The organism is Streptomyces sp. NBC_01669 (genome assembly GCF_026339735.1).
Taxonomy (GTDB): domain Bacteria; phylum Actinomycetota; class Actinomycetes; order Streptomycetales; family Streptomycetaceae; genus Streptomyces; species Streptomyces yanii.
In genome coordinates this window covers 2,573,799-2,585,995 of record NZ_JAPEQG010000001.1, presented here as the reverse complement: position 1 = coordinate 2,585,995, position 12,197 = coordinate 2,573,799, and the positions used below count along the sequence as shown (strand labels likewise).

General features: G+C 69.6%; 11 protein-coding genes. 9 read left to right on the top strand and 2 right to left on the bottom strand.

Going from position 1 to position 12,197, the window contains the following annotated elements:
* The first annotated feature begins 11 nt into the window (after positions 1 to 11).
* From OG972_RS11280 to OG972_RS11255, 6 genes are all read left to right on the top strand, one after another.
* Positions 12 to 680, top strand: coding sequence for a potassium-transporting ATPase subunit C (locus tag OG972_RS11280; protein ID WP_266990412.1), 669 nt, complete (start codon positions 12 to 14; stop codon positions 678 to 680).
* 155 nt (positions 681 to 835) lie between these two features.
* Positions 836 to 1,585, top strand: a complete 750-nt coding sequence (locus OG972_RS11275) for an ABC transporter ATP-binding protein (protein ID WP_266980650.1) — start codon at positions 836 to 838, stop codon at positions 1,583 to 1,585.
* 207 nt (positions 1,586 to 1,792) lie between these two features.
* Complete coding sequence (locus OG972_RS11270; RefSeq protein WP_266980648.1) at positions 1,793 to 4,336, top strand: sensor histidine kinase KdpD; 2,544 nt, start codon at positions 1,793 to 1,795, stop codon at positions 4,334 to 4,336.
* A 52-nt stretch (positions 4,337 to 4,388) separates the two neighbouring features.
* Positions 4,389 to 5,081 (top strand): response regulator, encoded by a 693-nt coding sequence (locus tag OG972_RS11265; RefSeq protein WP_037701205.1) that lies wholly within the window; start codon positions 4,389 to 4,391, stop codon positions 5,079 to 5,081.
* A gap of 139 nt (positions 5,082 to 5,220) precedes the next feature.
* Positions 5,221 to 5,628: an OB-fold nucleic acid binding domain-containing protein gene (locus OG972_RS11260; RefSeq protein WP_266980645.1), complete on the top strand. Its 408-nt coding sequence runs from the start codon at positions 5,221 to 5,223 to the stop codon at positions 5,626 to 5,628.
* 3 nt (positions 5,629 to 5,631) lie between these two features.
* Entirely contained in the window at positions 5,632 to 6,393 is a 762-nt protein-coding gene (locus OG972_RS11255; protein WP_266980643.1) for a DUF3159 domain-containing protein, read from the top strand.
* 85 nt (positions 6,394 to 6,478) lie between these two features.
* Here OG972_RS11255 and OG972_RS11250 read toward each other — a convergent pair whose 3' ends face one another.
* Together OG972_RS11250 and OG972_RS11245 are read right to left on the bottom strand one after the other, a co-directional pair.
* Complete coding sequence (locus OG972_RS11250; RefSeq protein WP_037701202.1) at positions 6,479 to 7,156, bottom strand: TrkA family potassium uptake protein; 678 nt, start codon at positions 7,154 to 7,156, stop codon at positions 6,479 to 6,481.
* On the bottom strand, positions 7,156 to 7,824 hold the full coding sequence (locus tag OG972_RS11245) for a TrkA family potassium uptake protein (RefSeq protein ID WP_026242838.1): 669 nt from the start codon (positions 7,822 to 7,824) through the stop codon (positions 7,156 to 7,158). The genes OG972_RS11250 and OG972_RS11245 overlap by 1 nt, the downstream gene beginning before the upstream one ends.
* 315 nt (positions 7,825 to 8,139) lie before the next feature.
* On the opposite strand from OG972_RS11245, the gene OG972_RS11240 reads away from it, so the two are divergent.
* The 3 genes from OG972_RS11240 (at position 8,140) to OG972_RS11230 (ending at position 12,111) form a co-directional block, all read left to right on the top strand.
* Entirely contained in the window at positions 8,140 to 8,832 is a 693-nt protein-coding gene (locus tag OG972_RS11240) for a GntR family transcriptional regulator (RefSeq protein ID WP_266980640.1), read from the top strand.
* A gap of 72 nt (positions 8,833 to 8,904) precedes the next feature.
* Positions 8,905 to 9,945 (top strand): 1-aminocyclopropane-1-carboxylate deaminase, encoded by a 1,041-nt coding sequence (locus tag OG972_RS11235; RefSeq protein ID WP_266980638.1) that lies wholly within the window; start codon positions 8,905 to 8,907, stop codon positions 9,943 to 9,945.
* A gap of 120 nt (positions 9,946 to 10,065) precedes the next feature.
* Entirely contained in the window at positions 10,066 to 12,111 is a 2,046-nt protein-coding gene (locus tag OG972_RS11230) for an APC family permease (RefSeq protein ID WP_266980636.1), read from the top strand.
* Positions 12,112 to 12,197 lie beyond the last annotated feature (86 nt).

The window sequence follows — 12,197 nt, the reverse complement described above, 5'->3', positions numbered from 1 at the left end:
CCATGACCTCCATGAACAACTCCGCGGGAAACACCGTTCGGCTGCTCTGGGCCGGGCTGCGCGCCCTGCTCGTCCTCACGATCGTCTGCGGCGTGATCTACCCGCTCGCCGTCACCGGCGTCGCCCAGGGCCTCTTCCCGGGCAGGGCGAACGGCTCCGAGATCACGGCGAACGGCAAGGTCGTCGGCTCCGAACTGATCGGCCAGCGCTACGACCTGCCGCTGAAGAAGGGCCAGGAGACCCCGGCCCCGGACCTCAGGTGGTTCCAGCCGCGCCCGTCCAACGGGCTCGGTACCAACAGCGTCAACACCCAGTACAAGCTGATCCTGTCCGGGGCGACGAACCGGTCCGGCGACAACAAGGACCTGATCGACTGGGTCACGGACGCCAAGGCCGCCGTCGTCAAGGACAACTCCGTGCCCGGGCACCCGGTCAGCCCCTCGGACGTGCCGGCGGACGCCGTGACCTCCTCCGGGTCCGGCCTCGACCCGGACATCTCCCCGGCCTACGCACAGCTCCAGGTGCGCCGCGTCGCCGAGCGGAACCACCTCGGCGTCGACCAGGTCGAGAAGCTCGTGAAGCAGCACACCGATGGCCGGATCCTCGGCTTCGTGGGCGAGCCGCGGGTCAACGTCCTTCAGCTCAACATCGCGCTCAAGGAGTTGGTGAACGGAGGCTGATCCCTTCGCCGGCGGATGTGACGGGTCGCCGTGGTCCTGCTGCAGGGACCACGGCGACCCGTCACATCCGCGCGGGGGGTCCCGGCCATTGCCCGGCCGTCTGCCTCATGCACATACTGGCGGCCGACGAGGACCGACCACGCATGGGGGAGCGCATGACCGACAGCACCGGCGTAAAGAGCACCGGCGGGCAGGGCGGCACGGCCGTCGCCGAGGAGTCGGCCCGCGGGCCGATGGTCCGCGTCGAGGACCTGCACCGCTCGTACGGAACCGGCGCGGGCGCCGTCCACGCGCTGCGCGGGGTCTCCTTCGACGTGCCGCGTGGCGAGCTCGTCGCACTCAAGGGGCGTTCGGGCTCCGGCAAGACGACCCTGCTGAACCTGGTCGGCGGCCTCGACAGCCCCGACCGCGGCCGGATCACCGTCGACGGCACGGACCTGTCCGAGCTCGGCGAGAACGGGCTGCTGGAGCTGCGCCGGGACCGGATCGGCTTCATCTTCCAGTCGTTCGGCCTGATCCCGATCCTGACCGCCGCGGAGAACGTCGGCGTACCGATGCGGCTGCGCAAGGCGGATCCGCGCGAGCGGGAGGACCGGGTGGCGCTGCTGCTCTCCCTGGTCGGGCTCGGCGACCACAGTGCGCAGCGGCCCGGCGAGCTCTCGGGCGGCCAGCAGCAGCGCGTCGCCATCGCCCGCGCGCTCGCCAACCGGCCCGCACTGCTGATCGCGGACGAACCGACGGGGCAGCTCGACGCGGAGACGGGGCTCGCCGTGATGGAGCTGTTGCGCGCGGTGGTACGGAGCGAGGGGGTGACCGCGCTGGTGGCGACGCACGATGCGCAGCTGCTGGGGCTGGCGGACCGGGTGCTGGAGCTCAGCGACGGGCATATCGCCGAGTACGCGTAGGGGCGGGGGAGAGGGGTACCCGGGTTCGCCCCGGGCACCTTTTGTCGCTCATTTTCGAAATATGGGCAATCGGCCCGGTTCGACGCATCAGAATTCTGTCAATTCGGCCTTCTGTCCGACTCTCCGTCCCATTTGTCGCAAATTCTCGGGGTAGCTTCGAGTTCGGCTGCCGCACCGGCCGCAGCCGTTCTGAAAGACAATGGGGCCATGGCACGCGGCAAGCTTCGGATCTACCTGGGTGCGGCACCGGGCGTCGGCAAGACGTACGCGATGCTCTCCGAGGCCCATCGCAGGGTGGAGCGGGGCACCGACTGCGTCGTGGCGTTCGTGGAGCACCACGACCGGCCGCGCACCGAGGTCATGCTGCACGGCCTGGAACAGATCCGGCGCCGCGAGATCGAGTACCGGTCCGCCGTCTTCACCGAGATGGACGTCGACGCGGTCCTGGAACGCGCCCCGGCCGTCGCCCTGGTGGACGAACTGGCCCACACCAATGTGCCGGGCTCGCGCAACGCCAAGCGCTGGCAGGACGTCGAGGAACTCCTCCAGGCCGGCATCGACGTCATCTCCACCGTCAACATCCAGCACCTGGAGTCGCTGGGCGACGTCGTCGAGTCGATAACGGGCGTACAGCAGCGCGAGACCGTCCCCGACGAGGTCGTCCGCCGCGCCGACCAGCTCGAACTGGTCGACATGTCGCCGCAGGCGCTGCGCCGTCGGATGGCCCACGGCAACATCTACAAGCCGGACCGGATCGACGCGTCCCTGTCCAACTACTTCCGCCCGGGCAACCTCACCGCCCTGCGCGAGCTCGCCCTCCTCTGGGTCGCCGACCGGGTCGACGAGTACCTCCAGGCGTACCGCGGCGAACACAACATCCGCTCCACCTGGCAGGCCCGTGAACGCATCGTCGTCGGACTCACCGGCGGCCCCGAGGGTCGTACGCTGATCCGCCGCGCATCCCGCATGGCCGCCAAGGGCTCCGGCAGCGAGATCCTCGCCGTCTACATCGCCCGCAGCGACGGACTGACCTCCGCGTCGCCCAAGGAACTCACCGTCCAGCGCACCCTCGTCGAGGACCTCGGCGGTACGTTCCACCACGTCATCGGCGACGACATACCCTCGGCGCTCCTCGAATTCGCCCGCGGTGTCAACGCCACCCAGATCGTGCTCGGCTCCAGCCGCCGCAAGGCCTGGCAGTACATCTACGGACCCGGCGTCGGAGCCACCGTCGCCCGCGAGTCCGGCCCCGACCTCGATGTCCACATCGTCACGCACGAAGAGGTCGCCAAGGGCCGCGGACTGCCGATCGCCCGCGGCGCCCGGCTGGGCCGGGCCCGGATCGTCTGGGGCTGGCTGGTCGGGGTCGGCGGCCCGGCCCTCCTCACGGTGCTGCTCACCGGCCTGAAGGATGGCCCGGGGCTCGCCAACGACGTCCTGCTCTTCCTCTTCATGACCGTTGCCGCAGCCCTGATCGGCGGGCTGCTGCCCGCCCTCGCCTCGGCGGCCGTCGGCTCCCTGCTGCTGAACTACTGGTTCACCCCACCGACCCACACCCTGACGGTTCAGGATCCGAGGAACTTCGTCGCCATCGTGATCTTCTTCGCGGTCGCGGTGGCGGTGGCCTCCGTCGTCGATCTGGCGGCCCGCCGTACCCATCAGGCGGCCCGGCTGCGCGCCGAGTCCGAGATCCTCTCGTTCCTCGCGGGCAGTGTCCTGCGCGGTGAGACGACGCTGGACGCCCTGCTGGAGCGGGTCCGCGAGACCTTCGCGATGGAGTCCGTGGCGCTGCTGGAGCGGAAGAGCGACGTCGACCCGTGGACCTGTGCGGGCAGCGTCGGCCCCGGGCCGGTCGCCCGTCCGGAGGACGCCGATGTGGACATGCCCGTGGGCGACCACATGGCGCTCGCGCTGTCCGGCCGGGTGCTGCCCGCCGAGGACCGTCGCGTGCTCGGCGCGTTCGCCGCTCAGGCCGCCGTCGTACTCGACCGGCAGCGACTGATCGGGGAGGCGGAGGAGGCCCGCCGGCTTGCCGAGGGCAACCGGATACGGACCGCGCTGCTGGCCGCAGTCAGCCATGACCTGCGGACCCCGCTGGCCGCCATCAAGGCCGCCGTCAGCTCACTGCGCTCCGACGATGTCGCCTGGTCCGACGAGGACCGGGCGGAGCTCCTGGAAGGCATCGAGGCCGGCGCCGACCGCCTCGACCACCTGGTCGGCAATCTCCTCGACATGTCCCGGCTGCAGACCGGCACCGTCACCCCGCTGATCCGCGAGATCGACCTCGACGAGGTGGTCCCGATGGCGCTCGGAGGCGTACCGGAGGACAGCGTCGACCTGGACATCCCGGAGTCGCTGCCGATGGTCGCCGTCGACCCGGGACTGCTGGAGCGGGCCGTCGCCAACATCGTCGAGAACGCCGTCAAGTACAGCCCCGACGGGGAACGCGTCACGGTGGCCGCCAGCGCGCTGGGCTCCCGGGTCGAGCTACGGGTGGCCGACCGCGGGCCCGGCGTCCCCGACGAGGGCAAGGAGCGGATCTTCGAGCCGTTCCAGCGTTACGGCGACGCCCCGCGCGGCGCCGGGGTCGGTCTCGGACTCGCCGTCGCCCGCGGCTTCGTGGAGTCCATGGGCGGCACCCTCGGAGCCGAGGACACCCCCGGCGGTGGCATGACCATGGTCCTGACGCTCAAGGCGGTGTCGGGATACGTTCCGGTCGGCCCCGACCTGCCGGCGCAGGTCGCCTCATGAAGTCCGTACCGCCTCAGTCAGCAGTTCCGTACAGCAGAAAGGCAGGTCCGCGATGACCCGGGTGCTTGTGGTCGACGACGAGCCGCAGATCGTACGCGCCCTCGTGATCAACCTGAAGGCGCGCAAGTACGAGGTGGACGCCGCGCCCGACGGTGCGACCGCCCTGCAGCTCGCCGCCGCGCGCCACCCCGATGTCGTCGTCCTCGACCTCGGGCTGCCGGACATGGACGGCGTCGAGGTGATCAAGGGGCTGCGCGGCTGGACCCGGGTGCCGATCCTGGTGCTCTCCGCCCGCCACACCTCCGACGAGAAGGTCGAGGCGCTGGACGCCGGGGCCGACGACTACGTCACCAAGCCGTTCGGCATGGACGAGCTGCTGGCCCGGCTGCGCGCCTCGGTACGGCGGGCCGAGCCGGTCGGCCAGGACGGCGCCGACGACGTCGTGATGGTCGAGACCGAGGGGTTCACCGTCGACCTGGCGGCGAAGAAGGTCCACCGCGAGGGACGCGACGTGCGGCTCACCCCGACCGAGTGGCATCTGCTGGAGGTCCTGGTCCGCAACAGCGGCCGTCTGGTCAGCCAGAAGCAGCTGCTGCAGGAGGTGTGGGGGCCCTCCTACGGCACCGAGACTAACTATCTGCGGGTCTACATGGCACAGCTCCGACGCAAGCTGGAGGCGGATCCCTCGCACCCCCGGCACTTCGTCACCGAGCCGGGCATGGGCTACCGCTTCGAACGCGGCTGATGCCCGAGCGCACCGGATCGACGGCGGTCGGCGCCCCGCGCGTACCGGACGGACGTCAAGAACGGGCCGTACCGGACAGCCCGTTCGAGTGAGAGAACGGACATCCGCCCGGACCGCCGTGGCCCGGTACCCTTCGGGTATGAGTGCTGTTCCACGTCCCGAGAAGGCGGAGAGGCCGGCCGGCCGCTTCCGCCGGATGCTCGACCGGCTGTCCAGCTCCCAGCAGGACCTGGAGTCGGAGGAGCTGCAGGAGGACTCGCAGGCATCGGGTTGCACGCGGATCTCCGACTGCACCGACCGCCAGATCGTCAAGGTGACTGGTACGTTGCGGACCGTCACCCTGCGGCCGCGCGCCGGAGTGCCCGCCCTGGAGGCGGAGCTCTTCGACGGCACCGCACCGCTCGACGTGGTCTGGCTGGGCCGGCGCTCCATCGTGGGCATTGAGCCGGGCCGCAAGCTCATCGCCTCGGGCCGGATCGCCATGAGTCACGGGCGCCGGGTGCTGTTCAACCCCAAATACGAACTCCGACCGCTCGGCAAGGAGTAGCCGGTGACGTCTCTCGACAAGCCGACGTCCGACACGGACCGCACCAACCCGACCGCCCAGCAGGAGGCCGACGCCAAGGCGGTCACCGAAGCCGCCCTCTTCGAGGCATTCGGCGGCATCCGGGGCATGGTGGAGACAGTCCTTCCCGGGCTGCTCTTCGTCACGATCTTCACCGTCAACAAGGACCTGCACATCTCGGCCATCGCGGCGCTGGTCGTGTCCCTGGTCCTCGTCGCCGTACGACTGATCCGCAAGGACACCGTCAAGCACGCCTTCAGCGGGGTCTTCGGCGTCGCCTTCGGCGTGGTCTTCGCGATGATGACGGGCAACGCCAAGGACTTCTACCTGCCCGGCATGCTCTACACGCTGGGTCTGGCCCTCGCGTACCTCGTCACGACCCTCGCAGGGGTGCCGCTGATCGGCCTGATACTGGGCCCGGTCTTCAAGGAGAACCTCTCCTGGCGTACCAGGAACCCCGGCCGCAAGAAGGCGTACGCCAAGGCCAGCTGGGCCTGGGGGCTGATCCTGCTCGCCAAGTGCGCGATCCTCTTCCCGCTCTACTGGTGGGCCGACACCGCGCAGCTCGGCTGGGTCCTGGTCGCCCTGAAGATCCCGCCGTTCCTGCTCGCGGTGTATCTGACCTGGGTCTTCCTCGCAAAGGCGCCGCCGCCGATCGACGTCTTCGCCGAGATGGAGGCGGAGGAGGAGGCCGAAAAGGCCCGCAAGGCGGAAGCCGCTGCGGCCGTCCGCCACCACGAGGTCTGACCGGCCCGCGACAGCCGAAGGGGCCCGGAACCGTTACGCACGGTTCCGGGCCCCTTCGGCGTACAGGAATACGGGACGGCTGCCGTCAGCCGCCGCTGATCTCGCGGCGCACCGAGAGGAGGTCCTCCAGCTGCTCCTCGCGCGCCTGGGCGGCCACGAACAGCAGCTCGTCACCGGCCTCCAGCGTCTCCTCGGAGCTCGGCGTCAGCACCCGCGTACCGCGGATGATGGTGACCAGCGAGGTGTCCTCCGGCCACGCCACATCGCCGACCTGGGTACCGGCGAGTGCCGACTCCGGGGGCAGCGTCAGCTCGACCAGGTTGGCGTCGCCGTGGCTGAAGCGCAGCAGCCGGACCAGATCGCCGACGCTCACCGCTTCCTCGACCAGCGCGGACATCAGACGCGGCGTGGAGACCGCGACATCGACGCCCCACGACTCGTTGAACAACCACTCGTTCTTCGGGTTGTTGACCCGGGCGACGACCCGCGGCACGCCGTACTCCGTCTTGGCGAGCAGCGAGACGACCAGGTTCACCTTGTCGTCGCCGGTCGCGGCGATCACGACATTGCACCGTTGGAGCGCCGCCTCGTCCAGCGAGGTGATCTCGCAGGCGTCCGCGAGCAGCCACTCGGCCATCGGCACCCGCTCCACCGAGATGGCGGTCGGCGCCTTGTCCACGAGCAGCACCTCGTGGCCGTTCTCCAGCAGCTCGCCCGCGATGGAACGGCCCACCGCGCCGGCCCCGGCAATCGCGACACGCATCAGTGACCGCCCTCCTCAGGACCCTCGGCAAAGGCCGCCTCGACCTTCGCGATCTCGTCCGTACGCATCATCACGTGGACGAGGTCGCCCTCCTGCAGCACCGTCTGCGACGAAGGCAGTATGGCTTCGCCCAGTCGGGTGAGGAACGCCACGCGGACGCCCGTCTCCTCCTGCAGCGTGCTGATCTTGTGCCCGATCCACGACGGCGTGGTGTGCACCTCTGCGAGCTGAACACCACCGCTCGGGTCGCGCCACAGGGGCTCGGCCCCCGACGGCAGCAGCCGCCGCAGCATCTGGTCCGCGGTCCAGCGCACGGTGGCGACCGTGGGGATGCCGAGCCGCTGGTAGACCTCGGCACGCCGCGGGTCGTAGATCCGCGCCGCGACGTTCTCGATGCCGAACATCTCGCGGGCCACCCGGGCGGCGATGATGTTCGAGTTGTCGCCGCTGCTCACCGCGGCGAACGCACCGGCTTCCTCGATCCCCGCCTCACGGAGGGTGTCCTGGTCGAAACCGACGCCGGTGACCCGCCGTCCGCCGAATCCGGACCCGAGGCGCCGGAACGCCGTGGGGTCCTGGTCGATCACGGCGACTGTGTGCCCCTGCTGTTCCAGGGTCTGCGCGAGAGCGGCTCCTACTCGCCCGCAGCCCATGATGACGATGTGCACCTTGCGCCTACCTCGCAGTCCTGGTCGTCCGGCTGACCTGCGAAAACACCCTGCTCACACTCTTTCCTCAGCTTGCCGGGCAAACAACGGGGCAACGTTTTTCGGCGTTGCCCGGGATGAGCTTATGCGGCCACGGACGCGTCGCCTCATTCGAGTGTGCTTTCACCGCGGCGGTACCTGCAAAGGGGTGGCAAAGCGGAACGCCGGGGGCCGGCGCCCGTCGCCGGGCGCCGGCCGTTGTGCACAGCACATGACATCGGGCCCGGGGTCCGGACTCTTGAGTCGAGAGCTCACAGACATCTAACATGTCAGTTCATGGAGACTCTCCGGCCCGTCCAACGGACTCTGTTGCGGGACACCGCGTACGGGGCCATCCGCGACGCCATCGTCCGTGGCGAAATCCCACCCGGCGCGTCCGTGCGCGACGCCGACCTCGCCGAACGGCTCGGACTCTCCCGTGCCCCGGTCCGCGACGCCCTGTCCCGGCTCACCGGCGAAGGCCTCGTCGAGAGCAAACCGCAGAGCTATACGCGGGTGACACAGCTCGTCCCGCGCGACGTACGCGACGCCGCCGCCGTCGTACGCGCCATGCAGGAACTGGCCGCCCGCACCGCCGTACCCCTGCTCACCGACGCGGACATCACGGCGATGCGCGCGGCGAACGGCCGCTTCCGGGCCGCGACCCGGGGCGGTGACGTCGCGGGCGCGCTGCGCGCCGACGACGAGCTGCACGACGTCCTCGTCACCGCCTGCGGCAATCGCGCCGTCGCCGCCACCGTCGAGCGTTACACGCCGCTGATCCGGCGCCTGGAATGGCGGCAGTTCGGCACGGAGAGCGCTGCGCACGGCTCGGCCGGACTGCACGACCGGCTGATCGAGGCGTGCGCGGCGCGCGATGCGGATGCCGCCGCCCGGATCACCGCGGAGATCTGGCGTGTCCTCGAAGAACTGGCTGACGAACCCGCTGACGACGAACCCGCCGACGAGACATCGGCCGACGCGCCCTGACCGGCTGACCGCAGGAACCACCGGAACCGCAGAAGCCCGCCGAACCCGCCACCCCATGACGTCAGGAGCCCCATGACCACCTCCGCCTCCTCCGCCTCCCTCTCCTCGTACGCCCGTTATCCGCTCCTCTTCGGCCCCTCGCCCGTGCACCGCCTCGACCGCCTCACTGCTCACCTCGGCGGCGCGGCGGTCTGGGCCAAACGCGAGGACTGCAACTCCGGCATCGCGTACGGCGGCAACAAGACCCGCAAGCTCGAATACCTCGTGGCCGACGCCCTGGCGAAGGGCTGCGACACGCTCGTTTCGATCGGCGGCGTGCAGTCCAACCACACCCGTCAGGTGGCGGCGGTCGCGGCCCGGGCGGGCCTGAAGTGCGTACTCATCCAGGAGAGCTGGGTGGAGTGGCCCGACGCCGTCTACGACAAGGTCGGCAACATCCTGATCAGCCGCCTCGCGGGCGCCGATGTCCGGCTGGTGCGCGCCGGATTCGGCATCGGCGTCAAGGAGAGCTGGGAAGAGGCGCTGCGCCAGGTCGAGGAGGGCGGGGGACGTCCGTACGCCATCCCGGCCGGCGCCTCCGACCATCCGCTCGGCGGACTCGGCTTCGCGGGCTGGGCGTACGAGGTGGCCGAGCAGGAACGCGAGCTCGGCGTCTTCTTCGACACCGTCGTCGTCTGCTCGGTGACCGGTTCCACCCAGGCCGGCATGGTCGCGGGCTTCGCTGCCGTCGAGGAGGCGGGAGGCCGCCCCCGCCGCGTCCTGGGCGTCGACGCCTCCGCCGAGCCCACCCGTACCCGCGACCAGATCGCCAGGATCGCCGCCGCCACCGCGCAGCTCATCGGCGTGCGGCGGGACATCACCGTCGACGACATCGAACTGGACGAGCGGTACCACGCGGGGACGTACGGCATCCCCGACGACACCACCCTCGACGCCATGCGGCTGGCCGCCCGCACCGAGGGCATGATCACCGACCCCGTCTACGAGGGAAAGTCGATGGCCGCCACCGTCGACCTCGTGGCGCGCGGCGAGATCGACCGGAACGCCACCGTCCTCTACGCCCATCTCGGTGGCCAACCGGCACTGAACGGTTACAGTGCGCTGTTCGCGTAGGCGGCGAGTGCAAGGATTCCGTTAAGGATTCCGTGGCGTTCTCGGCTATGTGCAGGAGATTGCGGGGCCATGGGGGTGGTGCGTCGGCGGCCTCCATACGGAACGCTTACGATCCTCTGCGTGTCCAAACTGACCGACGTGCCCAAACGGATCCTGATCGGCCGGGCGCTGCGCAGCGACAAGCTGGGGGAAACGCTCCTCCCTAAGCGCATCGCCCTCCCCGTCTTCGCATCCGACCCGCTGTCCTCGGTGGCGTACGCACCAGGCGAAGTTCTCCTGGTGCTGTCCATCGCGGGCGTGTCGGCGTACCGCTTCAGCCCGTGGATCGCGGCCGCTGTCGTGGTCCTGATGTTCACGGTCGTCGCCTCGTACCGGCAGAACGTGCACGCCTACCCGAGCGGTGGCGGCGACTACGAGGTCGCCACCACCAACCTCGGCCCCAAGGCCGGTCTGACCGTCGCCAGCGCCCTGCTGGTCGACTACGTCCTGACCGTCGCCGTGTCGATCGCCTCCGGTGTGGAGAACCTCGGCTCCGCGATCCCGTTCGTCGTCGAGCACAAGACGCTCTGCGCGATCGGGGCCATCGTGCTGCTGACGCTGATGAACCTGCGGGGCGTCAAGGAGTCCGGCAAGCTCTTCGCCATCCCCACCTATCTCTTCGTGGCGGGCGTCTTCGTCATGATCGCCTGGGGTGCGTTCCGCGGTCTTGCCCTCGGCGAGACCATGCACGCCCCGACCTCGGACTACGAGATCAGGCCCGAGCACCAGGGCCTGGCCGGCTTCGCCCTCGTCTTCCTGCTGCTGCGGGCGTTCTCCTCCGGCTGTGCGGCGCTGACCGGTGTCGAGGCGATCAGCAACGGCGTCCCCGCTTTCCGCAAGCCGAAGAGCAAGAACGCCGCGACCACCCTCGCCATGATGGGGCTGCTGGCCGTCACCATGTTCTGCGGCATCATCGCCCTGGCCATGGCCACCGATGTGAAGATGGCGGAGAACCCGGCGACGGACCTGATCCACAACGGCGTCGCCGTCGGTTCGAGCTTCGTCCAGGACCCGGTGATCTCCCAGGTGGCGGCCGCCGTCTTCGGCGACGGATCGTTCCTCTTCATCATCCTCGCCGCGGCCACCGCGCTCGTGCTCTTCCTGGCCGCCAACACCGCGTACAACGGCTTCCCGCTCCTCGGCTCGATCCTCGCCCAGGACCGCTACCTGCCGCGCCAGCTCCACACCCGCGGCGACCGGCTCGCCTTCTCCAACGGCATCGTGCTGCTGGCCGGCGCGGCCATCCTGCTCACCTGGATCTACGGAGCCGACTCCACCCGGCTGATCCAGCTCTACATCGTCGGTGTGTTCGTCTCCTTCACCCTCAGCCAGACCGGCATGGTGCGGCACTGGAACCGCCATCTGAGGACCGAGAAGGACCCGGCCAAGCGCCGCCACATGATCCGCTCCCGGGCGATCAACACCTTCGGCGCCTTCTTCACCGGCCTGGTACTCGTCGTCGTCCTCGCCACGAAGTTCACCCACGGCGCCTGGGTGGCGCTGCTCGGCATGGTGATCTTCTACGGGACGATGACCGCGATCCGCAGGCACTACGACCGCGTCGCCGAGGAGATCTCCGCCGACGAGGCCCCGTCCGACGACAGCATGAAGCCCTCCCGGGTCCACTCCATCGTCCTGGTCTCCAAGCTGCACCGGCCCACGCTGCGCGCGCTCGCGTACGCCAAGCTGATCCGCTCCGACCATCTGGAGGCGCTCTCCATCAGCGTCGACCCGGCCGAGACGAAGGCGCTCAAGGAGGACTGGGAGCGGCGCGGCATCAACATTCCGCTGAAGATCCTCGACTCCCCGTACCGCGAGGTGACCCGCCCGGTCATCGACTACGTGAAGAGCCTCCGCAGGGAGAGCCCGCGCGATGTGGTCAGCGTCTACATCCCGGAGTACGTGGTCGGCCACTGGTACGAGCATGTGCTGCACAACCAGAGCGCCCTGCGCCTCAAGGGGCGGCTGCTGTTCACCCCCGGTGTCATGGTGACGTCCGTCCCGTACCAGCTGGAATCCTCCGAGGCGGCGAAGAAGCGCGCCAGGAGGCGCGCGGACTGGAACGCTCCGGGTTCGGTGCGCCGGGGCCCCGTGGAACGAAGGACCAAGGAGACCAGCAAGAGCTGACTCTCCGTGCCCGCCGTTTGGTAAGCGGCCGGACACCACCCACGTAGACTTGTGGGTTGTTGTCCGGCCGTTTTTCCTTTGATCTC

What these genes read in the sequence shown, in the direction of transcription:
- OG972_RS11265 (WP_037701205.1), top strand. Translation starts at nt 4,389, where the DNA reads ATGACCCGGGTGCTTGTGGTCGACGACGAGCCGCAGATCGTACGCGCC.
- OG972_RS11250 (WP_037701202.1), bottom strand. Translation starts at nt 7,156, where the DNA reads ATGCGTGTCGCGATTGCCGGGGCCGGCGCGGTGGGCCGTTCCATCGCG.
- OG972_RS11270 (WP_266980648.1), top strand. Translation starts at nt 1,793, where the DNA reads ATGGCACGCGGCAAGCTTCGGATCTACCTGGGTGCGGCACCGGGCGTC.
- OG972_RS11280 (WP_266990412.1), top strand. Translation starts at nt 12, where the DNA reads ATGAACAACTCCGCGGGAAACACCGTTCGGCTGCTCTGGGCCGGGCTG.
- OG972_RS11240 (WP_266980640.1), top strand. Translation starts at nt 8,140, where the DNA reads ATGGAGACTCTCCGGCCCGTCCAACGGACTCTGTTGCGGGACACCGCG.
- OG972_RS11275 (WP_266980650.1), top strand. Translation starts at nt 836, where the DNA reads ATGACCGACAGCACCGGCGTAAAGAGCACCGGCGGGCAGGGCGGCACG.
- OG972_RS11260 (WP_266980645.1), top strand. Translation starts at nt 5,221, where the DNA reads ATGAGTGCTGTTCCACGTCCCGAGAAGGCGGAGAGGCCGGCCGGCCGC.
- OG972_RS11235 (WP_266980638.1), top strand. Translation starts at nt 8,905, where the DNA reads ATGACCACCTCCGCCTCCTCCGCCTCCCTCTCCTCGTACGCCCGTTAT.